General features: G+C 70.4%; 21 protein-coding genes. 9 read left to right on the top strand and 12 right to left on the bottom strand.

The window, feature by feature from the left end:
- Nucleotide 1: 1 nt before the first annotated feature.
- Genes ACIPK3_RS03360 through ACIPK3_RS03350 form a run of 3 tightly spaced genes read right to left on the bottom strand, consistent with a single transcriptional unit; the run spans nt 2 to nt 4,459 of the window.
- Nucleotides 2-817 carry an HAD family hydrolase gene (locus ACIPK3_RS03360; RefSeq protein WP_402566218.1) on the bottom strand — a complete coding sequence of 272 codons (816 nt, stop codon included), beginning with the start codon at nt 815-817 and terminating at the stop codon, nt 2-4.
- A complete protein-coding gene (locus ACIPK3_RS03355) occupies nt 817-3,261 on the bottom strand; it encodes a phosphoribosyltransferase (RefSeq protein WP_402566216.1) in 2,445 nt (814 codons plus the stop codon). The genes ACIPK3_RS03360 and ACIPK3_RS03355 overlap by 1 nt, the downstream gene beginning before the upstream one ends.
- 28 nt (nt 3,262-3,289) lie before the next feature.
- Nucleotides 3,290-4,459 carry an HpcH/HpaI aldolase/citrate lyase family protein gene (locus ACIPK3_RS03350; RefSeq protein ID WP_402566214.1) on the bottom strand — a complete coding sequence of 390 codons (1,170 nt, stop codon included), beginning with the start codon at nt 4,457-4,459 and terminating at the stop codon, nt 3,290-3,292.
- A gap of 184 nt (nt 4,460-4,643) precedes the next feature.
- Between ACIPK3_RS03350 and ACIPK3_RS03345 the strand changes: the two genes are divergently transcribed.
- Nucleotides 4,644-5,516, top strand: a complete 873-nt coding sequence (locus ACIPK3_RS03345) for a TerD family protein (protein WP_402566212.1) — start codon at nt 4,644-4,646, stop codon at nt 5,514-5,516.
- 22 nt (nt 5,517-5,538) lie between these two features.
- On the opposite strand, the gene ACIPK3_RS03340 is transcribed toward ACIPK3_RS03345, so the two are convergent.
- The 6 genes from ACIPK3_RS03340 to ACIPK3_RS03315 all read right to left on the bottom strand — a co-directional run bounded on the left by ACIPK3_RS03340 (nt 5,539) and on the right by ACIPK3_RS03315 (nt 10,087).
- Nucleotides 5,539-6,276, bottom strand: a complete 738-nt coding sequence (locus tag ACIPK3_RS03340) for a Tellurium resistance (RefSeq protein ID WP_402566210.1) — start codon at nt 6,274-6,276, stop codon at nt 5,539-5,541.
- A 71-nt stretch (nt 6,277-6,347) separates the two neighbouring features.
- Complete coding sequence (locus ACIPK3_RS03335) at nt 6,348-7,493, bottom strand: DUF475 domain-containing protein (RefSeq protein WP_402566209.1); 1,146 nt, start codon at nt 7,491-7,493, stop codon at nt 6,348-6,350.
- 139 nt (nt 7,494-7,632) lie between these two features.
- Entirely contained in the window at nt 7,633-8,208 is a 576-nt protein-coding gene (locus ACIPK3_RS03330; RefSeq protein WP_402566207.1) for a TerD family protein, read from the bottom strand.
- 105 nt (nt 8,209-8,313) lie between these two features.
- Nucleotides 8,314-8,889 carry a TerD family protein gene (locus ACIPK3_RS03325; protein ID WP_402566205.1) on the bottom strand — a complete coding sequence of 192 codons (576 nt, stop codon included), beginning with the start codon at nt 8,887-8,889 and terminating at the stop codon, nt 8,314-8,316.
- A gap of 128 nt (nt 8,890-9,017) precedes the next feature.
- The gene (locus ACIPK3_RS03320; RefSeq protein WP_402566203.1) at nt 9,018-9,476 is read right to left on the bottom strand and encodes a peroxiredoxin; all 459 of its coding nucleotides are present in this window, start codon (nt 9,474-9,476) and stop codon (nt 9,018-9,020) included.
- A 173-nt stretch (nt 9,477-9,649) separates the two neighbouring features.
- On the bottom strand, nt 9,650-10,087 hold the full coding sequence (locus ACIPK3_RS03315) for a DUF3052 domain-containing protein (RefSeq protein WP_402566201.1): 438 nt from the start codon (nt 10,085-10,087) through the stop codon (nt 9,650-9,652).
- Between the two features lie 428 nt (nt 10,088-10,515).
- Between ACIPK3_RS03315 and aceE the strand changes: the two genes are divergently transcribed.
- On the top strand, nt 10,516-13,263 hold the full coding sequence (gene aceE / locus ACIPK3_RS03310; protein ID WP_402566199.1) for a pyruvate dehydrogenase (acetyl-transferring), homodimeric type: 2,748 nt from the start codon (nt 10,516-10,518) through the stop codon (nt 13,261-13,263).
- A gap of 9 nt (nt 13,264-13,272) precedes the next feature.
- Nucleotides 13,273-14,088 carry a potassium channel family protein gene (locus tag ACIPK3_RS03305; RefSeq protein WP_402566197.1) on the top strand — a complete coding sequence of 272 codons (816 nt, stop codon included), beginning with the start codon at nt 13,273-13,275 and terminating at the stop codon, nt 14,086-14,088.
- Here ACIPK3_RS03305 and ACIPK3_RS03300 read toward each other — a convergent pair.
- The gene (locus ACIPK3_RS03300; protein ID WP_402566195.1) at nt 14,085-15,680 is read right to left on the bottom strand and encodes an MFS transporter; all 1,596 of its coding nucleotides are present in this window, start codon (nt 15,678-15,680) and stop codon (nt 14,085-14,087) included. The genes ACIPK3_RS03305 and ACIPK3_RS03300 overlap by 4 nt on opposite strands.
- A 65-nt stretch (nt 15,681-15,745) precedes the next feature.
- Between ACIPK3_RS03300 and ACIPK3_RS03295 the strand changes: the two genes are divergently transcribed.
- From ACIPK3_RS03295 to ACIPK3_RS03285, 3 genes are all read left to right on the top strand, one after another.
- Nucleotides 15,746-16,372: a TetR family transcriptional regulator gene (locus ACIPK3_RS03295; RefSeq protein WP_402566193.1), complete on the top strand. Its 627-nt coding sequence runs from the start codon at nt 15,746-15,748 to the stop codon at nt 16,370-16,372.
- A gap of 116 nt (nt 16,373-16,488) precedes the next feature.
- A complete protein-coding gene (locus ACIPK3_RS03290; protein WP_402566192.1) occupies nt 16,489-17,703 on the top strand; it encodes an alpha/beta hydrolase in 1,215 nt (404 codons plus the stop codon).
- A 67-nt stretch (nt 17,704-17,770) separates the two neighbouring features.
- Complete coding sequence (locus ACIPK3_RS03285) at nt 17,771-18,628, top strand: DUF4429 domain-containing protein (RefSeq protein ID WP_402566191.1); 858 nt, start codon at nt 17,771-17,773, stop codon at nt 18,626-18,628.
- A gap of 18 nt (nt 18,629-18,646) precedes the next feature.
- Here the strand turns inward: ACIPK3_RS03285 and ACIPK3_RS03280 are convergent, their stop codons facing one another.
- The gene (locus ACIPK3_RS03280; protein ID WP_402566189.1) at nt 18,647-19,039 is read right to left on the bottom strand and encodes a MerR family transcriptional regulator; all 393 of its coding nucleotides are present in this window, start codon (nt 19,037-19,039) and stop codon (nt 18,647-18,649) included.
- A 95-nt stretch (nt 19,040-19,134) separates the two neighbouring features.
- Between ACIPK3_RS03280 and ACIPK3_RS03275 the strand changes: the two genes are divergently transcribed.
- Entirely contained in the window at nt 19,135-19,605 is a 471-nt protein-coding gene (locus ACIPK3_RS03275) for a GNAT family N-acetyltransferase (protein WP_402566187.1), read from the top strand.
- A 19-nt stretch (nt 19,606-19,624) separates the two neighbouring features.
- Nucleotides 19,625-20,455 (top strand): serine hydrolase domain-containing protein, encoded by an 831-nt coding sequence (locus ACIPK3_RS03270; protein WP_402566185.1) that lies wholly within the window; start codon nt 19,625-19,627, stop codon nt 20,453-20,455.
- A 370-nt stretch (nt 20,456-20,825) separates the two neighbouring features.
- On the opposite strand, the gene ACIPK3_RS03265 is transcribed toward ACIPK3_RS03270, so the two are convergent.
- Entirely contained in the window at nt 20,826-21,491 is a 666-nt protein-coding gene (locus tag ACIPK3_RS03265) for a pirin family protein (protein ID WP_402566183.1), read from the bottom strand.
- A gap of 93 nt (nt 21,492-21,584) precedes the next feature.
- Between ACIPK3_RS03265 and ACIPK3_RS03260 the strand changes: the two genes are divergently transcribed.
- Nucleotides 21,585-22,790 carry a PucR family transcriptional regulator gene (locus ACIPK3_RS03260; protein ID WP_402566181.1) on the top strand — a complete coding sequence of 402 codons (1,206 nt, stop codon included), beginning with the start codon at nt 21,585-21,587 and terminating at the stop codon, nt 22,788-22,790.
- Nucleotides 22,791-22,875 lie beyond the last annotated feature (85 nt).

Below are 22,875 nucleotides of genomic sequence, written 5' to 3'. Positions count from 1 at the left end.
CTCAGGAGGGCGGCCGGCGGGCCGCCCTCAGGAACTCCCGCAGGATCCGCTCCCCGGCCAGCACGCCGCGCTCCGGCAGTGCGACGACCTCCGGGCCGGTCCAGTCGGCGTCGGCCAGCTCGCCGTGGGCCGGCCGCCAGGCCCGGTCGGCGGCGAGCAGCAGGTCGGCGTCGAGCAGGGAGTCACCGGCGGCCAGCGTGAGATCGGCGCCGGTGCGGCGGGCGACCTCGCGCAGGGCCGCGCTCTTGGTGAGCGGCTTCGGCACGGCGTAGATCTTGCGGCCCTGGAGGGACACCGTCCAGCCCCGGCCCTCCGCCCAGACCGCGAGTTCCTTGACCCACTCCTCGGGCAGCAGCTCGCGCTCGACCACCAGATAGGCGAAGAGGTCCTCGGCCACCCGGTGCTTGCGCAGCCACACCGGGTCGGCGGTCTCGGCCAGCCGGGCGCGCACCTCGTCCAGCGGGGCGCACTCGTCGGCCAGCCGGTCCAGCACCCGGGCGTGCCAGCCGGGGTCCGAGACGCCGTCCACCAGGATGTGGCCGCCGTTGGCGCAGATCGCGTACTGCGGCACCGGGCCGGGCAGGTTGATCCGCTGGTACTGCTTGCGGGTGCGGGTGGTCGTCGGCACGAAGACGGCCTCGTCACCGAGCTCGGCCAGCAGCGCCGCCGCCGTCTCGGTCAGATACGACAGCGGTCTGCTCTCGTGCACCTCCACGCACAGCAGCCGGGGCGCCCGCGCGTCCGGCATGGTCAGTGCCAGGGCCGCGGCGGAGTAGATGAGCGTGCGGTCGAGGTCGCTCGCCACCAGCACCGGCATCAGAGGGTCACCGCCTTGCCGTCGGCGCCGGTCGCGCCACGCGTGTACTTGGGATGGATCAGGCCGACGCAGGTGTACGGCAGTTCCGCCACCTCCTCGACCGGTACGCCCCGCTGCTCGGCCAGCAGGCGCACGTGGGCCAGGTCGGCGCCGGCCCCGGCACGGGCCAGGATCTTCCACGGCACACGGCGCAGCAGGACCCGGGTGGTCTCGCCGACGCCGGGCTTGACCAGGTTCACGTCGTGGATGCCGTACTCCTCGCTGATCCGCTCGACCGCGGCCCAGCCCTCCCAGGTCGGGGTGCGGTCGGCGGCGAGCAGTTCCTTCACGGCCGCGTCGACCGCGTCGGCGGCGGCCGGGAAGTGCGCGCACACCGCGTCCAGGAAGGCCGTCGACACGTCCGCGGGGGCGAGTTCGCGGTAGAACTTGGCGCCGTGGAAGTCGTTCGGGCCGACGAGGTCCGCGCGCAGGACCGTGCGCGATATCAGGCCCGAGACGGTGGAGTTGAGGCAGGCGGACGGGATCAGGAAGTCGTCACGGGTGCCGTAGGTGCGCACGCAGGAGCCGGGGTCGGCGAGTACGGCGATCTCCGGGTCGAACCCGGTGATGCCCTCGGTCGCCTCGAACTCCTCGATCGCCTGGGCGAGTTCGCGGCTGATCGCGCCCTTGCCGGTCCAGCCGTCCACGAAGACGACGTCGCGCGGGTCGTGGTGCGCCGCGAGCCACCGCAGCGCGTTGGCGTCGATGCCGCGGCCGCGCACGATGGAGACGGCGTAGTGCGGCAGGTCCAGGCCGTGGCGGTGGGCGGCCCAGCGGCGCATCAGCACGCCGACCGGGGTGCCCGCGCGGGCCAGGGAGACCAGCACCGGGCGCGGGGACCGCTCGGCGATCACCGTTTCCGTGACCACGCCGACGGCCCTGGCGAGGCGTTCGGCCGACTCGTCGAGGGCCGCGTGGAACAGCGCCTGGTACTGCTCGGTCGGCTGGTACTCCACCGGCAGCGACTCGGCGTAGTGCGCGCCGCCGCTCTGGATCGCCTCCTCGCGCTCCTCGGTCGGCGCCTCCAGCGTCACGTCCGAGAGGTCCTGGAGCAGCCAGCCGACCTCGTCCGGCGGGTAGGAGGAGAAGGCGGGACCGCGCAGCGGCTCGGGCAGCATGGGGGATCTTTCGTCGGAGGGGACGTACGACGGTACGACGGCGAGCAGGACGTGCGGCGCATGCGCGGCGAGCCGGGCCAGCAGGCCGTCGGGGGCGTGCAGCGCGGCCGTGTCGGCGACGGAGTCGACCACCGCCACGACGGCGTCGAAGTCACCGCCAGCGACGTTGTAGGCGTAACGCTCACCGGGCCCGTCGGCGGGGTCGTCGTGGGCGGGGAAGGCGAGGCGGCTGCGTATCGCGTATCCGGGGTCGTCGACGGCGAGGACGGGTGACCGGGTGGTGGTGGAGTAGCGCACCTCGGCGTCGAGCCCGCGCTCCAGCTCGCCGGCCAGCCGCAGCGGCGCGTACATCAGCTCCTCGAATCCGAGGACCAGCACCCGTCGCGCGTCGGTCGGTATCGCCTCGGCGACCCGGGCTGCCATGCCGGGCAGGGCCCGCTCCAGCCGGTCCCGGTGCGCGGGCGTGAAGCCGTGCCGGCCGCCGTCGGGGAGACCGGCGGGCCAGTGCAGCTCCACCCGGGTGATCCGGCCCGCGGCACCCGGCGGAGTGTCCGTGTCCGGAGCGGTCGTCTCATGGCGCGCCACCAGTTCCTGCCCGCGCTCCAGCACCCCCTCCGGGAGGATCGCGGTTCCCGAGGCGGTGGCCACCACGTCCACCCGGGCGCCCGTCTCGGCGGCGAAGGCGTTCAGGCGGCGGGCGTCCCCGGGGGATCGCATGTCCACCAGGGCGACCACGACGTAACGTTTCCGCGGATGGCGTCCGTGCAGGTCGCGGATGGTGTTGAGGATCGTGTTGCCGGTGGAGAACTCGTCGTCCACCAGGACCAGCGGGCCGGTGCCGGCCAGCAGGGCCGGGTCCTCCGGCAGCAGCAGGTGCGAGGTGGCGTGGGAGTGGGACTCCTCGAAGCCGCCCGCCGCCGCGACCCCGGGCACCGGGCGGCGGGTGGAGTGCAGACAGGGTGCCGCGCCCAGGCCGTCGGCCACCGAGTGGCCGAGGCCCGTCGCGGTCTCCGCGTAGCCCAGTACGACCGCCTCCGCGGACTCCTGCTCGCCGAGCAGCTCACGCACCCTGCGGCCCAACGCCACCCCCTGCCCGTGGACCACGGCGGGCGACTGCGGCACGTGCTTGCCCAGCACGTTGGAGACCAGCAGATGGGCCCGCTTCGGGTTGCGGCGCAGCGCGAGCCCGACGAGGTCCGTCAGCGCGTCGTCGCCCGTCAGCCGGACCCCGAGCCGCTCGGCGACCCAGCTGCCGGACCAGACCCCGTCGTTCACTGCGTTGTTCATGCGTTCCTTGGGTTGGGGGAGGCTGAAGTCAGCCGGGGATGCCCGCGGCGAGGAGTTCCACGAAACCGACGTCCTCGTTGGCCACACCGAACACCTCGGCGCGCAGCATGGTCCGCTCGGCCCAGGCGCGGTGCGGCTTCACCTCGTTCATCTTGTTGGTGTACGCGGACCGCAGTACACCCCCGCCGCCGCGTTCCGGCCGCAGGATGTCCTGCGCGTCGCTGAACTCCTCGTGACTGACCACCGACAGCGCGTGCACGGGCAGCACGTGCGAGGGGTGGATGCAGGTCTTGCCGAGCAGCCCGTTGGCCTGGTCCAGGGAGATCTCCCTCAGCAGCCCGTCCATCGCGTGCTCGATCAGTCTCTCGCGCAGCTCCACGGCCTGCCCCTCCAGGAAGGGGCTGGACCGCAGCAGCGGCTTGAACATGCGCTCCGGGACCCTGAAGTACTCCCAGACCGGCCCGGTCACGGTGAACCCGGTGCCGTCCGCCCGCCCCAGCATGTTCACCACGTCGGCGATCACGGAGGCGATGATCTGGACGTCGTACGCCGTCATGTCGGGGGCCCGGCGCAGCCCGTAGGAGGAGCAGAAGTCCGTGACGCCGAGCCGCAGCGCCAGCACCCGGTCGCGGTACTTGTCGACCACGCGGGCGATGCCCTCCAGGGCCTCCACGCGCGTCTCCCGGTACATCAGCTCGGGTGTCTCCAGGACCGGCATCCCGAACAGCCGGCGTCCGCTCGCGGCCTCGGCACCGGCCAGCGCCTCCAGGAAGGGCGTGCCGCGTTCCTCGGTGAACTTCGGGAACACGAACCCGGACAGCAGCCGGACGGCAGGGCCGAGGCGCCGCACCAGGTCGGGGATCTGTTCCGCGGTGCGGACCCGGATGAAGAGCAGGGGCGGCTCCACCGTGCCGGCCTGGGCGTGCAGGCCGGTCAGCTGCTGCACGAGGTTCTCCTCGCCCGCGGCCACGTCCTCGTCCCCGATGGAGTCCTCCAGGCACAGCACCATCGAGACCACGCCCTGTCCGGCCTGCTTGACGACGTCGTCGGCAAGCCGGGGCCGGGTGGCGGGGCTGTACAGGGTGGCGCCCAGGCCGGCGGACAGCAGCCGGGCCGGGGAGTCGGGCGTGATCTCGCACGGCTCCTGGTGGAACAGGCGTTGCCGCACATCGGCGGCGATGTGCCCGAAATGACGCATGAAACTCCCCCGCGGTGCGCGCTGGGCCGGTGGATTCGAAGACGAGTGGCCGGTAATAGTACGTAGGGACTCATGTCCGAGGTTCCCGCCAGGCATGAATTTCAGGTAACGCCGACACGCACACCCGGTCGGCCGGGGTCACCCCGCGTTGTCGTGACCAGGACCAAGAAGGCAGGATGACGGCATGACGCACGCGATGCTGAAGGGGGCGAACGTCCCGCTCGACGCCACGACGGTGCGTGCCGTACTGCGCTGGACCCCCGGGCAGGGGGTCCCGGACGTGGACGCCTCGGCGCTGCTCCTCGGCCCCGGCGGACGGGTGCGCTCCGACGAGGACTTCGTCTTCTACAACCAGCCCCGGCACCCCTCCGGGTCGGTGTGGCGGCTCGGCAAGAAGCGGTCCGCCGAGGGCCTGACCGACACGATCCAGTCGGAGCTCACCGGTGTCGAGGCCGATGTGAGCCGGATTCTGCTGGTCGCTTCGGCGGACGGCGTCACCTTCGAGCATGTGAAGGCGCTGCGGATCCTGCTGTACGACGCGACGGCCGCGGTCGGCGGCGAGCCGCTGGCGTACTTCGACGTCACACCCCAGACGGGCGCGGAGACCGCCCTGATCTGCGGCGAGCTGTACCGGCGCGGTGAGGGCTGGAAGTTCCGGGCCCTGGGCGAGGGCTATTCGAACGGGCTGAAGGGCCTGGCCACCGACTTCGGCATCTCGGTCGACGAGTCCGAGGGCGCCGAGGAGCCCGCCCCGTCGCTGCCGTCGCTGCCGCTGCCCCCGGAGCGGCCGGGGCTGCCCGCGCAGCCGACGTACGGCTATCCGCAGCCGCAGACCATGGGGGCGCCGCCGACCACGGCGGCGGGCCCGCCGCAGCAGGCCTACGGTTATCCGCAGCCCGCGGCCGCGCCCGCGTACGGCTACCCGCAGGCGCCGCCCACGGCCGCCCCGTCCGGCTACGGCTATCCGCCGCCGGTGGCGCCGCCGGTGCCTCCGACGGCCGGGGTGCCGGACCCGGACTTCAGGCTGCCTCCGCAGGGCCCCCAGTTCATCCGCTGACGCGGCGGCCGGTCGGGCCGGCTCACGACTCGGCCTTGGTCTTGTAGCCGCGTCCCCACTGGAGTCCCCACCCGTAGAGCCGGTCGAGTTCGCCCTGGAAGCCGTACACGAAGTTGACCTCGCGGCGGACGACCAGTTCCCCCTTGACGTTCTCGATCAGCACGACGGCGCAGGAGCGGGCCTGGGGGTGGCGTTCGTCCAGGCCGATCTCGATGCGGGGCCCGTTGCTCGGGTAGAGCGTGACGATGGCGTGGGTGCGGTCGAAGGCCGGGGTCTGGTCGTAGATGTAGACGAAGACCAGGAGCCGTTTGATGTTTTCGCGGTGGTCCAGGTTGACGTACATCGTCTCGCCCGACCCGGAGCCGAACCGGTCGTCTCCGCTGAGTTTCACGTACGGCGGCGCGTTGACGTCCCCGAGGTAGCCGCCGAGCGGCTGGACGACGCCCTTGGTGCCGTCCGCCAGCTCGTACAGACAGCCCAGGTCGAGGTCGACGTTGACCATGCTCTGCCCGTGTCCGAGGACCTCCGGCGGTTTGAGCGCCCTGAAGGGGTGCCGGAAGAGGCTGCCGCGCTGGGGGCCGCCGATGTCGGAGGTGCGCATCCGCCAGGTCAGGTTGACCCGCAGATGCCCGGTGGCCGCGTCCTGCTTGGTCAGGGACACCGTCTGGTGCCGCTTGGTGAGCTGGATGGAGTTGGTCGCCGCGCTGCCCGAGTCGAAGTCGGCAGCGCGTCCGCCCAGCAGCCCGTCGAAGAAACCCATCGCCGCCCCCTGTCACACGAAAAGTCGCGGGGCGGCCGCCGTCGGCCGCCCCGCAAGGGGTACTACCCCGATCACACCCCGGACGAGACCTCAGTCCTGTCGTCCGAGCCCGCTTTTCCCTCGGCGTCCGCGAGCGCGCGGTTGCGGCGGACGGAGGACCAGAAGGACCAGGCGATCAGGACGACGCCGACGAGGCCGGTGATGACCTCGTTGATCTGGTACTGGATGGTGACCATGAGGATCACGGCCAGCGCACCGATCGCGTAGTGGGCGCCGTGCTCCAGGAAGACGTAGTCGTCGAGGGTGCCCTGACGGACCAGGTAGACGGTGAGCGAACGGACGTACATCGCGCCGATACCGAGGCCGAGCGCCATCAGGACGATGTCGTTGGTGATGGCGAAGGCGCCGATCACGCCGTCGAAGGAGAAGGAGGCGTCCAGGACCTCCAGGTAGAGGAACATGAAGAACGCGGCCTGACCGGCCAGGACGACGGCCGGGCGCTTCTTGCCGGTGCGCGCGGCCTCTTCCTCCTCCTCGTGCTCCCGTTCCTCCTCTTCCTCCAGCTTGTCCTCGAAGTAGCCGGAGAGACCGCCGACGATCATGTACGTGATCAGACCGGCGATGCCCGCGATCAGCACCGTCTGCGCCTTGTCGACGTGCGCGCCACCGTGCTGGTGGGCGTGGGCGGCGAAGGTGAAGGAGGTGATGAGCAGGACGATCAGGGACAGGCAGACCGACAGCATGTCAACCTTGCCGAGCTTGGCCAGCGGCCGCTCGATCCAGCGCAGCCACTGGATGTCCCGGTCCTCGAAGATGAAGTCGAGGAAGATCATCAGCAGGAACATGCCACCGAAGGCGGCGATCGCCGGGTGGGCGTCGGTCACCAGCTGCTGGTACTGGTCCTTGTTGTTGAGGGCGAGGTCGACGGCCTCGATGGGACCCATCTTGGCGGTGACGGCGACGATCACGACGGGGAAGACCAGCCGCATGCCGAACACCGCGATGAGCACACCGACCGTGAGGAAGATCTTCTGCCAGAAGGCATTCATCTTCTTCAGGATTCCGGCGTTGACCACCGCGTTGTCGAACGACAGCGAGATCTCGAGGATGGAGAGGATCGCCACGATGCCGAGGGCCTCCCACCCCCCGTAGAAGACCGCAGCGACCAGACCGATCGCGGTAACCGCGAACGACCAGCCGAAGGTTTTCAGAAGCACTGGCTACCCAATCGTGTGTGGAGGCGACCTCCCGGACGAAGTCCTAGGGAAGACTTCCCCGCGCCGCATTCGGCTTTACTCGTTGTTGACCCCGAAGTGTAGGGCCTACCTCTAAAGCCGGACCAGGAGGGGCGACCCGCTACGAAACGTTGACGCCGAAGTCGAGGGCGATGCCGCGCAGCCCCGACGCGTAACCCTGGCCCACCGCGCGGAACTTCCACTCGCCGCCGTAGCGGTAGAGCTCGCCGAAGATCATGGCGGTCTCCGTGGAGGCGTCCTCACTGAGGTCGTAGCGCGCGAGTTCCTGGCCGTCGGCCTGGTTGACGACCCGGATGAACGCGTTGGAGACCTGCCCGAAGGTCTGGCCGCGCTCGTCCGCCATGTGGATCGACACCGGGAAGACGATCTTGTCGCAGTTGCCCGGGACCTTCTGCAGGTCGACCAGGACCGACTCGTCGTCGCCCTCGCCCTCACCGGTGAGGTTGTCACCGGTGTGCTCGACGGAGCCCTCCGGGCTCTTGAGCTGGTTGTAGAAGACGAACCACTCGTCGCCGAGGACACGGCCGCCCTGGCAGAGCAGCGCGCTGGCGTCCAGGTCGAAGGGTGCTCCGGTGGTGGAGCGAGCGTCCCAGCCGAGACCGATCAACACGTTCGTGAGGTTCGGCGCGGCCTTGGACAGGGAGACGTTTCCTCCCTTGGCGAGTGTGACGCCCATGTTCCTGGTCCTCCCCTTGGTGGTGCGGTGGTGCCTCTTCGGTTGTCCTGCGCGTCCGGCGCCGCCCGTAAACGGTGCGGCGCCGGACAAGGAGCGGTTCGGGTGTCAGACGTTGACGCCGAAGTCCTGGGCGATGCCGCGCAGGCCCGAGGCGTACCCCTGGCCGATGGCGCGGAACTTCCACTCGGCACCGTGCCGGTACAGCTCGCCGAAGACCATGGCGGTCTCGGTCGAGGCGTCCTCGCTCAGGTCGTACCGAGCGATCTCGGCGCCGCCGGCCTGGTTGACGACGCGGATGAACGCGTTGCGCACCTGGCCGAAGGACTGCTGGCGGTTGTCGGCGTCGTAGATCGAGACCGGGAAGACGATCTTCTCGACGTCCGCCGGGACGCCCGCCAGGTTGACCTTGATCGCCTCGTCGTCGCCCTCGCCCTCACCGGTTGTGTTGTCACCGGTGTGCTCGACGGAGCCGTCCGGGCTCTTGAGGTTGTTGAAGAAGATGAAGTGCTGGTCGCTGGCGACCTTGCCCGTCGAGTTGAGCAGTAGGGCGCTGGCGTCCAGGTCGAAGTCGGTACCGGTCGTGGTACGGACGTCCCAGCCGAGACCGATGAGGACCGCGGTCAGACCCGGGGCCTCCTTGGTCAGGGATACGTTGCCGCCCTTGCTGAGGCTGACTCCCACGAGTCCCTCCATGTCGTGTCCAGGGGCGGGGAGCCCCGTAGTGCTTCGGAGTGGTGCTTCGGATACCGGATCAACGAGTCGATCCTAGTGACGGGTTCCCGCCCCACGCAGGCCCTGACTCCGAAGAGTCAGAGGGTGTCGAGCGCCTTCACGTACTCGTTCAGGTCCCGCGCGTCGGGCAGACCGTTCAGCACGGTCCACCGCACGACGCCGGCCTTGTCGATGATGAAGGTGCCGCGGACGGCACAGCCCTTGTCCTCGTCGAAGACGCCGTAGGCGCGGGAAGTGTTGCCGTGCGGCCAGAAGTCGCTCAGCAGCGGGTACTCCAGCCCCTCCTGCTCGGCGAAGACGCGCAGGGTGTGGATGGAGTCGTTGGAGACGGCGAGCAGCTGGGTGTCGCGGTCGGTGAACTGCGGCAGGTTGTCGCGCAGCTCGCACAACTCGCCGGTGCACACGCCGGTGAAGGCGAAGGGATAGAACAGCAGCACCACGTTGCGCTCACCGCGGAAGTCGGAGAGCCGCACGGTGCGGCCGTGGTTGTCCTTGAGTTCGAAGTCGGGCGCCTCGTCGCCGACCTGGATCGCCATCTCCTGCATCCCTTCGCTGGGCTGTTCGGGTGGCACCACCCTACGCAGCGGACGCCGCCAGGGACGCGGCGGCCGGGCTGGGCTTTCGGGCCCAGCCCGGCGGAACCGGTCGGTCACGGGGGCCGACGGTCACTGCTCGGTTCAGTCCGGCCGGTCGGGTGCGGCCGGTTCGGTCAGCGCTTGGACTTGGCTGCCTTCGGCGTCACCAGACGCGAGCCGCTCCAGTCCTTTCCGACACTGACGCTCTTGGAGGCCGACAGGCCCGCCGTCACGGCGGCTTCCGAGATGTCGCTCGGCTCCACATACCCGTCACGGCCGGTCTTCGGCGTGAGGAGGAGGATCGAGCCGCCCTCCTCGATGTACGTGGTGGCGTCCACCAGCACATCGGTCAGGTCGCCGTCCTCGTCGCGGAACCACAGCACGACGGCGTCGGCCACGTCGTCGTAGTCCTCGTCAACGAGTTCGCTGCCGATGACTTCCTCGATGGACTCGCGGAGCTCCTGGTCGACGTCGTCGTCGTAGCCGATCTCCTGGACCACCTGCTCGGGCTGGAAACCCAGCCTGACGGCAGGGCTAGTCCGCTCCTCCGCGTGGTCCGCGGTCGCGCTCACGGGTTGCCTCCTGATCATGTTTTGGTGATTGTCTCAGCCACGCGCGTGCGCGAAGCATTGGCCGTAGTCCACACGGGCGGGACGGATCGCGCAAGTACCCGGCCGTGCAGACCGCCGAAACGGTGACGATCCCGGCCTTGTCTACACCCAGGGTGACCTACACCAGGGCCTTCTGCCCGATTTAACCGCTTGGGAACCCTCTGGGGATCACCCGTGGGTGCGGAAGTCGAACGTCTTTGCCAATCATGCCCTGGGTCGAGCGTATCGTTGCGTTTTGAGCGCAGCCGCCCGAGTGCGGCTAGAGGGAGACCGTACGGACATCTCGGTTACCCCTCAGTAGAGATGACGTACGCCTTCCCTAGGTACACGATGGGCAACAGACAGCAGACACCATCAGAACAGCGGCCCTCAGACAGGTAAGGAACAGCGTGGCTTCCGGATCCGATCGCAATCCGATCATCATTGGCGGCCTTCCGAGTCAGGTTCCTGACTTCGATCCCGAAGAGACCCAGGAGTGGCTCGACTCCCTCGACGCCGCCGTGGACGAGCGGGGCCGGGAACGTGCCCGTTATCTGATGCTCCGCCTGATCGAGCGTGCCCGCGAGAAGCGCGTGGCCGTGCCCGAGATGCGCAGCACGGACTACGTCAACACGATCCCGACGCGGTACGAGCCGTTCTTCCCCGGCAACGAGGAGATCGAGCGCAAGATCCTGAACGCGACCCGCTGGAACGCGGCCGTGATGGTCTCCCGCGCGCAACGCCCCGGCATCGGCGTCGGCGGCCACATCGCCACCTTCGCCTCCTCCGCCTCCCTCTACGACGTGGGCTTCAACCACTTCTTCCGGGGCAAGGACGAGGGCGACGGCGGCGACCAGGTCTTCTTCCAGGGCCACGCCTCCCCCGGCATCTACGCGCGCGCGTTCATGCTCGACCGGCTGAGCGAGCAGCAGCTCGACGGCTTCCGCCAGGAGAAGTCGGCGTACCCGAACGGCCTCTCCAGCTACCCGCACCCGCGGTCCATGCCGGACTTCTGGGAGTTCCCGACGGTGTCCATGGGCCTCGGCCCGCTGGGCGCGATCTACCAGGCCCGGATGAACCGCTACATGGAGGCGCGTGACATCGCGGACACCTCCAGGTCGCACGTGTGGGCGTTCCTCGGCGACGGCGAGATGGACGAGCCGGAGTCGCTCGGCCAGCTGTCCATCGCCGCGCGCGAGGGCCTGGACAACCTGACCTTCGTGGTCAACTGCAACCTCCAGCGGCTCGACGGGCCGGTGCGCGGCAACGGCAAGATCATCCAGGAGCTGGAGTCGATCTTCCGGGGCGCCGGCTGGAACGTGATCAAGCTGGTGTGGGACCGCAGCTGGGACCCGCTGCTCGCGATGGACCGCGACGGCGTGCTGGTGAACAAGATGAACACCACGCCGGACGGCCAGTTCCAGACGTATGCCACCGAGTCGGGCGCGTACATCCGCGACCACTTCTTCGGCGACGACCACCGGCTGCGCTCGATGGTCCAGAACATGACCGACGACCAGATCCTGCACCTGGGCCGCGGCGGTCACGACCACCGGAAGATCTACGCGGCGTTCTCGGCGGCCAAGGCGCACAAGGGCCAGCCGACGGTGATCCTGGCCAAGACGATCAAGGGCTGGACGCTGGGCCCGAACTTCGAGGGCCGCAACGCCACGCACCAGATGAAGAAGCTGACGGTCGCCGACCTCAAGGGCTTCCGTGACCGTCTGCACCTGCCGATCTCGGACAAGGAGCTGGAGTCCGGCGCGCCGCCGTACTACCACCCGGGCCGGGACTCGGAGGAGATCCAGTACATGCACGACCGGCGCAAGGGGCTCGGCGGGTACGTCCCGACGCGCGTCGTGCGTTCCAAGCCGCTCGCCCTGCCGGACGACAAGGCGTACGCGACCGTGAAGAAGGGAACCGGCCAGCAGTCCATCGCGACCACGATGGCCTTTGTCCGCCTCCTCAAGGACCTCATGCGGGACAAGGAGATCGGCAAGCGTTTCGTGCTGATCGCGCCGGACGAGTACCGCACGTTCGGCATGGACTCCTTCTTCCCGAGCGCGAAGATCTACAACCCGCTCGGCCAGCAGTACGAGGCGGTGGACCGGGATCTGCTGCTCGCCTACAAGGAGTCGCCGACCGGCCAGATGCTGCACGACGGCATCTCGGAGGCCGGCTGCACGGCGTCACTGATCGCGGCCGGCTCGGCCTACGCCACGCACGGCGAGCCGCTGATCCCGGTGTACGTCTTCTACTCGATGTTCGGTTTCCAGCGCACGGGTGACCAGTTCTGGCAGATGGCCGACCAGCTGTCGCGCGGTTTCGTCCTCGGCGCGACCGCGGGCCGTACGACCCTGACCGGCGAGGGCCTCCAGCACGCGGACGGCCACTCCCAGCTGCTCGCCTCGACGAACCCCGGCTGTGTCGCCTACGACCCGGCCTACGCGTACGAGATCGCGCACATCGTGCGGGACGGCCTGCGCCGGATGTACGGCGGCGACGCCGAGCACCCGCACGGCGAGGACGTCTTCTACTACCTCACCGTCTACAACGAGCCCATCCAGCACCCGGCCGAACCGGCCGACGTGGACGTCGAGGGCATCCTCAAGGGCATCCACCGGATCGCCGCGGGCACGGCGGGCTCCGTACCCGCCCAGATCATGGCCTCGGGTGTCTCGGTGCCGTGGGCCGTCGAGGCCCAGCGGATCCTCGCCGAGGACTGGGACGTCCGGGCGGATGTCTGGTCGGCGACCTCCTGGAACGAGCTGCGGCGCGAGGCGGTGCAGTGCGAGGAGCACAACCTGCTCCACCCGGAGGAGGAGCAGCGCACCCCGTACGTCACGCGCAAGCTGGCCGGCTCCGAGGGGCCGTTCGTGGCCGTGTCCGACTGGATGCGGTCGGTCCCGGACCAGATCGCGCGCTGGGTGCCGGGGACGTACCAGTCGCTCGGCGCGGACGGCTTCGGCTTCGCCGACACCCGCGGCGCGGCGCGCCGGTTCTTCCACATCGACGCGCAGTCGATCGTGGTGGCGGTGCTCACCGAGCTGGCCCGCGAGGGCAGGGTCGACCGCTCGGTGCTGAAGCAGGCGATCGACCGGTACCAGCTGCTGGACGTCACGGCGGCCGACCCGGGACCGGCGGGCGGCGACGCGTAGCATGACCGTGTGATCGAACCATCAGCACAGGGCCGTTGGGAGCGCCTCACCCAACGGCCCTTGCTGGCACTGGCGGTGGCCTTCGCCGTCGCCTACGCCGTGCCGATCGTGGACGGTTCCGCGGGGCGATCCCTGACCACCGCCTGCACGGTGGTCGAGTGGACGGTGTGGGCGGCCTTCGCCACCGACTACCTGATGCGCCTGGCGCTCGCCCGGCAGCGCCGTGAATTCGTACGGACGCACTGGCTGGACCTGTGCGCGGTGGTGCTGCCTATGCTCCAGCCGCTCAGACTGCTGCGGCTCGTCTCCACCCTGCTGCTGGTGGGACGCCGGGCGCGGATGGCCTCGCAGATCCGGCTCACGACGTATGTCGCGGGCGCGGTGGTCGGGCTGCTGATGTTCGGTTCGCTCGCCGTGCTCTCGGTGGAGCGGGAGTCGCCGCACGGGAACATCCGCACGCTGGGTGACGCCGTGTGGTGGTCGTTCACCACGATGACGACGGTCGGCTACGGCGACCACGCCCCGACCACCGGCCTCGGCCGGGTGATCGCGGTCGGCCTGATGCTGTCCGGCATCGCCCTGCTGGGTGTGGTGACCGCGAACATCGCCGCGTGGTTCATCGCCCGCTTCGCCGAGGACGACGTGGAGGAACGCCGCCAGACGGAGGCGATCGAGTCCCTGACGGAGGAGGTACGGGCGCTGCGGGCGCAGGTGGCCGCACTGACGCTGCTGGCCGAGGAGACAGCGGGGGAAGCAGCCGGGGAGACAAAGGGGCCCTGGGGGCAGCGCCCCCAGGGCCACGCGCTCAAGATGAGCGACGGCTAGATGTGCCCGACGCCCGCGCCGGACTCCGCGTTGGCGCCGCGGCTGGTGAGCAGGGCGACCAGGACCGCTACCGCCGCCACACCGGCCGCGACCAGCGAGGCGAGGCTCATCCCGGAGATGAACGTGTCGTGCGCGACCGCCGTGATCTTCGCGGCGATCGGCTCCGGCGTGCCCTTGGCCACCGGGGCGACACCCACCTGCACGGCCTCGGAGGCCTGGTCGAGCTGACCGGGCGTGAGCCTGGGGAGCCCGGCGTGGGTCCAGTTGCCGGGCAGGTCGCTGTCGACCTTGGAGGCCATCACGGCACCGAGCACCGCCGTACCGAGGCTGCCGCCGATCTGCATCGCGGCCTGCTGGAGACCGCCGGCCACACCGGAGAGCTCCATGGGAGCGTTGCCGACGATGACCTCGGTGGCGCCGACCATCACGGGCGCGAGGCCGAGGCCGAGCAGGGCGAACCAGAGCGACATGACACCGCTGCCGGTGTCCGTCTCCAGCGTCGACATGCCGTACATGGCCACCGCGGTGGCCACCATGCCGCCGGCGAGCGGGATGCGCGGGCCGAGCTTGGTGATCAGCGCGCCCGCGAGCGGGGAGCCGACGATCATCATGCCGGTCAGCGGGAGCAGATGGAGGCCCGCGTCGATCGGGCTCATGCCGTGCACGTTCTGGAGGTAGAACGTGACGAAGAACAGACCGCCCATGAAGGCGATGGCCATGAGCACCATGAGCACCACGCCCGCGGACAGCGGGACGGAGCGGAACAGGCCCAGCGGGATCAGCGGCTCCTTGACCTTCGTCTCCCAGAACGAGAAGACCGCGAAGAGCAGCGCCGACCCGGCGATGAACGCCCAGGTCCGGCCGTCGCCCCAGCCCCAGGTGGGGGCCTTGATGAGCGCCCAGATCAGGCAGAACATCGCACCGGAGAGCAGGACGATGCCGAGCAGGTCGAAGGAGCGCGGGGCGTTCTGCGCGCGGTGGTCCCGGAGGATCAGCAGGCCGAGGGCCAGGGCGATCAGGCCGACCGGCACGTTGATGAAGAACACCGACTGCCAGTTGACGTGCTCGACCAGGACACCGCCGAGGATCGGACCGCCCGCGGTGGACGCGCCGATGACCATGCCCCAGATGCCGATCGCCATGTTGAGCTTCTCGGCCGGGAAGGTGGCCCGCAGCAGACCGAGCGCGGCGGGCATCAGCAGCGCGCCGAACAGACCCTGGAAGACCCGGAAGGTCACGACCGCGGCGATGCTGTCGGACAGGCCGATGGCCCCGGAGGCCGCGGCGAAGCCGGTCACGCCGATCAGGAAGGTCTGCCGGTGACCGAAACGGTCGCCGAGCTTGCCCGCGGTGATCAGCGAGACGGCGAGGGCCAGGAAGTAGCCGTTGGTGATCCACTGGACCTGCGCGAAGGTGGCGCCGAGGTCCTTCTGGATGGCCGGGTTGGCGATGGCCACGATGGTGCCGTCCAGGGCCACCATCATGACGCCGACGGCGACGGTGATGAGGGTGAACCAAGGATGGCCGCGCAGGCCCGCGGCCGCCGGGGTCGCTTCCGTCCCCGTCGTGTCGATGGTGGTCTGACTAGTCATATGAGGAGGCTAGTGACAGCCACTGACAATTGACAAACGAAATCACAAGTCGGTAACTGACACATATGGAAACACTGCGCGAACGCAAAAAGCAGCGCACCCGGGACGCGCTGCTGCGCGCCGCGCTCGACCTGTTCACCACCCGGGGATACGAGACGACGACGGTCGACGAGATCGCCGCGGCCGCGGACGTGTCACAACGCACCTTCTTCCGCTACTTCGCAGGCAAGGAGGACGCGGTCTTCTTCGTGCCACGGCTCGCCGAGTCGCACTACCTGCGGGCCGTGCGCGAACGGCCGCCCCACGAGGCCCCGCTGGAGGCGCTGCGCCGGGCCGTGCTGGACAGCTGGGACACCATCGGACAGGCCGTCGAGCAGGTGGTTCCGATCGAGCTGCACATGCGCGCCTACCGGATGATCGAGGAGACGCCCGCCCTGTTCGCCGCGCATCTGCGGCGCTCGGCGGAGGTCGAGGAGGAGATCTCGCGGATCATCGCCGAGCGCGAGGGCCTAGATCCGGACACGGACCCGCGGCCCCGGCTGGTGGTGGCCGTCTTCGGCGCGGTGATAAGGGTGACGGAACGCGCCTGGTCCCTGGGAGACGACTTCAGCGTGGCGGCCATCCGTGAGCTCACCGCCGCTCACCTCGACCGGATCGGTCCCGCCCTCGTCGGGAGCTGGCGGACGGACTGACGACGGCCGGCGTCTGACGGCCGACGGGGACTGAGTCCATCGTCACGCCCGCCGAAACGTGATCCCCGCCACTTGGTTACCCCGAGACCGGTCCGTTCTCCTAGTGTGTCCTCCCAGTGACTTCCTTCGACACCTCCCCGCAACTCAACGCCTGGCGCGCGCTGCTCGCTCTGGCCGTGGTGTTCATCATGCTCGCGACCACCGGCTGGACCGCGCTGCGCAGCCACCGGGAGACGCCCGCCCTCCAGGCCTCGCTCGCCAAGTGGGAGCAGGGCCGCGTTCACGGCCACCACCTGCCGGACCCGGAGGCGTCCCCCGCTCGGCTCGCCCGCTTCTACGCCTCGCTGACCCCCGCGGAGAGAGACCGGCTCGCGCACCGCTACTCGCTCGCGGTCGGCAACATGAACGGCGCCCCCGCCGAGCTGCGCTACCGCGCCAACCGCATCGCCCTGAAGCAGGCGAGCAAGGTCGAGAAGAAGCGCATGCACGACAGCCGGCTGAGCCCGGCGGGGCAGCAGCAGGCGGGCCGCCGTATGCACCGCTACACCGCGCTGATGGCCGAGAACCGGCACATCCTCGCCTTCGACCCCGAGGGCTCGGGCCGGGTCGCCGAGGTGTTCGGGGACCTCGACCGGGCCGAGCGGATCTCCGTCGTCGTCCCCGGCGTCGACACCGACCTCCTCACCTTCCAGAAGACGTACCGGAAGTACTCGGCGACGGCCGGCATGGCCGAGGCGCTGTACTCCGCCGAGCACGACGCGAGCCCCTCGACCCGTACGGCGGTGATCGCCTGGGCCGACTACACCGCGCCCAGCGGGCTCGGCGTGGACGCGGCGACGGCGATGCGCGCCGAGGACGGCGCGGTACGGCTGAACGCCCTGCTGCGCGGTCTGCCCGGTGTCGCGCCCGTCTCCATGTTCTGCCACAGCTACGGCTCGGTGGTCTGCGGGGTCGCCGCGCACGAGATGCCCGACCGGGTGGCCGACATAGCCGTGGCGGCCAGCCCCGGCATGCGGGTGTCCCGCGCCGCCAACCTGGACACGAGGGCCCGGGTGTGGGCGATGCGGAACAAGACCGACTGGGTGCAGGACGTGCCGTACCTGGAGCTCGGCGGGATCGGGCACGGCGCGGATCCGGTGTCCGGCAGGTTCGGCGCCCGGGTGCTGTCGGCGCGCGACGCCCGCGGACACAGCGGCTATTTCGAGCCGGGTACCGACAGCCTGCGGAACTTCGCCGACATCGGCGTGGGTGCCTATCGCGAGGTGACCTGTGCGGACGATGACGGCTGCGCCGCCGGTCTGACCGACGTCCCGGCGGAGGAACGCGCGTAGAGGAGCGAGAAAGCGCGGTCTGTTCAGAGAGGGGACGGAAAGGCGCGTGCCGCATACGATGAGCCGCATGGGTGACGTACTGGCCGGATTTCATGCCGCCTGGGAGTTCGAGTCCGACTCTGTGCTCATCCGTTACGAACGAGGGATTCGAACACCAAAACTGTTCCAGGCGCTCGGTGAGCGGCATGTCCCGCTCGCAGCGCTCTCCGGGGTGACCCTGACCCCCGGCAGACGGGGCACCGTGGTGCTGCGCGCCGAGCCGCGCCCCGGCGCCGACCCGCTGATGGAGGCCGCGGCCGGGCAGCTGCCGGAGGGCTCCGACCCCTACCGGCTGGTCCTGCCCGCCGAGCGCGAGGTCCTCGCCGAGTACTACGCCGACGAACTGCGCGCCCGCCTCACCGGGCCCGGGGCCGAGCCGCCGGACGGCTATCTGGTCGCCGCGCCAAAGGCGCCCCGGCACTTCAAGGCGTACGACGCGAAGGTGTCCTTCGACGGGTCCTCGGTGCACTTCCGGTGGTCCTGGACCGGCGCCTCCTCGGCGAAGTGGAAGGCCGGCGACCAGCGGTTCCCGATCGCCGATCTGAGTGGGGTCGAGTGGCGCCGCCCCGAGGCCCTGGAGGGCCATCTGCGGCTGCTGCCCCGGGACGCCTCCGCCGAGCGGCCCGTCCAGCCGGACCAGGACCCGGCGACGGTCGTCTTCGGTCTCGGCTACGGCGCCGTCCACGAGTCGCTGCCCTTCGCGGCGGCCGTCCTCGCGGCGGTACGCGCGAAGGGCACCACGGCGGCCCCCGCCACCGCGCGGCACCACCACGGCCCGGCCGACGTCGCCGAGCGGATCCGGCACCTCGGGGAACTGCACCGGGCCGGCCTGGTGACGGACGAGGAGTTCGCGGCGAAGAAGGCCGACCTCCTCGCGGAGCTGTGACGCTCGCGGAGCTTTGGACTAGGCGCCGTCACCGCTGTACATGCCGATCTTCCAGTCCAGTACGGCGAGTGTGTCCCGGAGTTCGTCGATCCGGGTCAGCACGTCCCGGCGGGTCGACTCCAGCAGCTCGCGCCGCTCGGGGTAGGTGCTGTCGCCCTGGCGCACCAGTTCCGCGTAGCGGACCATGTCGGCCACGGGCATGCCGGTCAGCCGGAGCTTGTTCACGAACTCCAGCCAGTCCAGGTCCTTCCTGCCGTAGCGGCGCTGGCCGGTGTGCGAGCGGTCGATGTGCGGCATCAGGCCGATCCGCTCGTACCAGCGCAGGGTGTGGGCGGTCAGCCCGGTGACGGCGACGACCTCGCTGATGCTGTAGGTGTCATGGCCGTCACGGGAGGTCTGCATCACCGTCATGGTGCCCACGCTATGACCTTCGAGTGTGCTCCAGGCAAGTGGGACCTGTGAAAACCGGCGTGCCGCGGCGGGGCGCCCTGGCTAGCGTGCGGGACATGGATTCCGTACGACGCGCTGTGCCCGAGGACGCCGTGGAAGTGCTGCGGCTGCGCCAGGTGATGATCGACTCCCTTGCCACCGCCGCCCCGTCCACACAGTGGCAGGAGGAGTCCCTGCCCATCCTGCGCGACCGGCTCGCGGATCCGGACGGCGACTTCGCCGCGTTCGTCGTGGACGATCCGGCGCGGCCGGGGTCGCTGGCCGCGCTGGTGGTCGGCACGATCGACTACCGGATCGGGAAGGCCGGGAATCCGCGGGGCGCGGCCGGATACGTCTTCAGCGTCGCCACCGACCCCGGCGCCCGCCGCCGCGGCCACGCGCGCGCGTGCATGGACGCGCTGCTGGACTGGTTCCGGGCGCGCGGCGTCGGCCAGGTGCAGCTCACCGCGTCCGCCGAGGCCCTGCCGCTGTACGAGTCCCTCGGCTTCCGGCCCAAGCCGGACCCCTTGATGGAGCTGAGACTGTGAGCCGCATAGGCTCGACGGCATGTCGCTCCACAGCCTCACGAGCCTCGCGCTGATCGAGAACTGGCCCGTTCCCACCGCCGCGGCGGGCGTCGTACGGGCCGACGGCACCGTCCTCGGGACCCACGGTCCGGCCGGACGGCGCTTCCCGCTGGCCTCGGTGACCAAGCCGCTCGCGGCGTACGCGGCGCTGGTCGCCTGCGAGGAGGGGGCGATCGAGCTGGACGAGCCGGCCGGGCCGCCCGGGTCGACGGTCCGTCATCTGCTCGCCCACACCTCCGGGCTGGCCTTCGACGAGCACCGGACGATGTCCGCGCCCGGTGAGCGGCGGCTGTACTCCAACGCCGGGTTCGAGCAGCTCGGCGACCACATCGCCAAGGCGACGGGCATCCCGTTCGCGGAGTATCTGCGGCAGGCGGTGCTGGAGCCGCTCGGTATGACCTCGACCTCGCTGGACGGCTCGCCCGCTCGGGACGGCGTCTCCACCGTGGACGACCTGCTGCGCTTCGCCGCCGAGGTGCAGGCACCCCGGCTGCTGGACCCGCGGACCGTCGCGGACGCGATGACCGTGCAGTTCCCGGGCACCAAGGGCGTTCTGCCGGGCTACGGGCACCAGAACCCGAACGACTGGGGACTGGGCTTCGAGATCCGGGACGGCAAGGCGCCGCACTGGACGGGCTCCGCCTCCTCGCCCCGGACCTTCGGGCATTTCGGGCAGTCCGGTACGTTCCTCTGGATCGACCCGGACGCCGGGCTGGCCTGCGCCGCGCTGACCGACCGCGCCTTCGGACCGTGGGCGGTCGAGGTGTGGCCGGTCCTCACCGACGCGGTGCTGGCCGAGCCGCGGCGCTGACCGGGGCCTGTCGGGGCGCTGGGGGAGAAGCGCGCAGAAGCTCCGCCGGGGGGCCGCGGCGGCGGTCGAGGTGTTGTCGACGGTCAACGTGCCGGCGTTGTTCAGGCCGGCGCGCCGTGCGTAGTTCCCGGAGCCGGTTCCCAGCCAGGACGGCATTCCGAGGTGCCGCATCGGTTCCTTCTTCTCCGCCGTGGGCTTCCCCCAGCACGGATCAGTAACCGATCCGGCACCACGACTGTCACGCGCCATGGCGCGGCGGGAGCCGAATTCATGCCAGTGGGCTGGGGCCTGTCGTTTGGATCAGGCCGCGGACGCGGGGACCGGCGACAAGCACCGTCGACATCCTGCGACCCGGTCCAAACGACAGACCCTAGGGCCGCCCAGGCGCCATCTCCCACATCAGCAGTTCCGCCGCCGTCTCCCCCACCGCTTCCAGTCCCTCCGCCGCCGTGATCCGCGCCGAGTCCCCCGGTCCCAGTTCCTCACCGGCCAGCCGTACCTCGCCCCGCACCACGTGCGCGTACACGTACGCCGCGTCGGGCACCGCCGTACGCTCCCCCGCCGCCAGCCGCCGCACATGGAGCATCGCGCCCGCGGCGGGTACGGCGTACGGGGTGGCGTCGGCGATGCCGCGGACGATCTCGTAGGCGGGCTCGCCACCGGGGTCCAGCGGGGCCAGCCACATCTGGACGAAGGAGAGCGGGGCGTCCCCGTCGTTGCGCTCGACATGGCGGATGCCGTCGGCCGCGCTGAGCCGCTGCACGTCCCCGGGCCGGACCCGGGTCTCGTGGCCCTTCGAGTCGCGGTGGGTCAGCTCGCCCTCGACCACCCATGTGACGATCTCGGTGTGGCGGTGCGGATGCTCGTCGAAACCGGCGCCGGGTGCGAGCCGCTCCTCGTTGCAGGCGATGACCGCGCCGAAGCGCAGGTTCTCCGGGTCGTAGTGCGGGCCGAAGGAGAAGGCGTGCCGGGATTCGATCCCGGCCGCCGGGTCGCCTCCGGGATGGCGCTCAGCAGCGTGCCGTACGTCGATCACGGCAACACCGTAGACCCAGGCCGGGTCCGCGGGCCGTGTCCGCCCCGTGACCCGGCGACGCACGCCCGCGTCCCGATGAGGCAGTCTTGTCCCGTGCCCGAACCCGAATCCCACGAGCCCGAGTTTCCGCCGCACCCCGTTCACGCGCACGCCGCGACCCTGAAGCGGCTGGAGCAGTCCGCAGGCAGTCTCGCCGCGCAGGCCATCGCGCGCATGGACGAGACCCTGTCGTGGTACCGGGCCATGCCACCGGAGAACCGTTCGTGGATCGGGCTCGTCGCCCAGGCCGGTATCGCCGCCTTCACCGAGTGGTTCCGGCACCCGGACGCCCCGCAGGCCATCTCCACGGACGTGTTCGGGACCGCGCCGCGCGAGCTGACCCGGGCCATCACGCTCCGCCAGACCGTGGAGATGGTGCGGACCACCATCGAGGTCATGGAGAGCGCGATCGAGGAGGTGGCCGCCCCGGGTGACGAGCGTCTGCTGCGCGAGGCGCTGCTCGTCTACGCGCGGGAGATCGCCTTCGCGACCGCGCAGGTGTATGCCCAGGCCGCCGAGGCACGGGGTGCCTGGGACGCGCGCCTGGAGTCGCTGGTGGTCAACGCCGTACTCAGCGGCGAGGCCGACGAGGGCGCCGTGAGCCGGGCCGCCGCGCTCGGCTGGAACTCTCCCGAACATGTGTGCGTGGTGCTGGGCACCGCACCGGAGGGCGACTCCGAGCTGACCGTGGAGGCGATCCGGCGGGCCGCCCGGCACGCCAAGGTCCAGGTGCTCACCGGGGTGCTCGGGGACCGGCTCGTCGTCATCGCGGGCGGCAACGACAATCCGCTCGCCGTCGCCAAGTCGCTGATCGGGCCGTACGCGGCCGGGCCGGTGGTCGCCGGGCCCGTGGTGCCCGACCTGCTGGCCGCCACCCGGTCCGCGCAGGCCGCCGCCGCGGGCCTGAAGGCGTGCACGGCCTGGCAGGACGCGCCCCGGCCGGTGCTGGCGGACGATCTGCTGCCGGAGCGGGCCATGGCGGGCGATCCGGGCGCCCGGGAGCAGTTGGTGGAGGAGATCTACAGACCGCTGGAGGAAGCGGGGTCGGCTCTCCTGGAAACCCTGAGCGTGTATCTGGAGCAGGCGAGCAGCCTGGAGGGTGCGGCGCGGATGCTGTTCGTTCACCCGAATACCGTGCGCTACCGGCTCCGACGTGTGACTGACGTCACCGGCTGGTCGCCATCCGATGTACGATCCGCGTTCACGCTGCGGATCGCGCTGATCCTGGGACGTCTGGCCGATGGAGATCCCCAAACCTAGGATTTTGTCGGGGGCCCACAAAACCCCCTCGTGTTCTTCGTCCTTGTCCCCACGGGCGGTGTAGCCCGTCCCCAAGAGAGAGTGT

It is taken from the genome of Streptomyces sp. NPDC086787 (assembly GCF_044745865.1).
In the GTDB taxonomy this organism is placed as follows: Bacteria; Actinomycetota; Actinomycetes; order Streptomycetales; family Streptomycetaceae; genus Streptomyces.
This window is presented reverse-complemented; position numbering and strand designations above follow the sequence as displayed.

Coding starts and splice junctions, on each gene's coding strand:
- ACIPK3_RS03360 (WP_402566218.1), bottom strand. CDS start 817: ATGCCGGTGCTGGTGGCGAGCGACCTCGACCGCACGCTCATCTACTCC.
- ACIPK3_RS03355 (WP_402566216.1), bottom strand. CDS start 3,261: ATGAACAACGCAGTGAACGACGGGGTCTGGTCCGGCAGCTGGGTCGCC.
- ACIPK3_RS03350 (WP_402566214.1), bottom strand. CDS start 4,459: ATGCGTCATTTCGGGCACATCGCCGCCGATGTGCGGCAACGCCTGTTC.
- ACIPK3_RS03345 (WP_402566212.1), top strand. CDS start 4,644: ATGACGCACGCGATGCTGAAGGGGGCGAACGTCCCGCTCGACGCCACG.
- ACIPK3_RS03340 (WP_402566210.1), bottom strand. CDS start 6,276: ATGGGTTTCTTCGACGGGCTGCTGGGCGGACGCGCTGCCGACTTCGAC.
- ACIPK3_RS03330 (WP_402566207.1), bottom strand. CDS start 8,208: ATGGGCGTCACACTCGCCAAGGGAGGAAACGTCTCCCTGTCCAAGGCC.
- ACIPK3_RS03320 (WP_402566203.1), bottom strand. CDS start 9,476: ATGGCGATCCAGGTCGGCGACGAGGCGCCCGACTTCGAACTCAAGGAC.
- ACIPK3_RS03300 (WP_402566195.1), bottom strand. CDS start 15,680: ATGACTAGTCAGACCACCATCGACACGACGGGGACGGAAGCGACCCCG.
- ACIPK3_RS03295 (WP_402566193.1), top strand. CDS start 15,746: ATGGAAACACTGCGCGAACGCAAAAAGCAGCGCACCCGGGACGCGCTG.
- ACIPK3_RS03285 (WP_402566191.1), top strand. CDS start 17,771: ATGGGTGACGTACTGGCCGGATTTCATGCCGCCTGGGAGTTCGAGTCC.
- ACIPK3_RS03280 (WP_402566189.1), bottom strand. CDS start 19,039: ATGACGGTGATGCAGACCTCCCGTGACGGCCATGACACCTACAGCATC.
- ACIPK3_RS03275 (WP_402566187.1), top strand. CDS start 19,135: ATGGATTCCGTACGACGCGCTGTGCCCGAGGACGCCGTGGAAGTGCTG.
- ACIPK3_RS03270 (WP_402566185.1), top strand. CDS start 19,625: ATGTCGCTCCACAGCCTCACGAGCCTCGCGCTGATCGAGAACTGGCCC.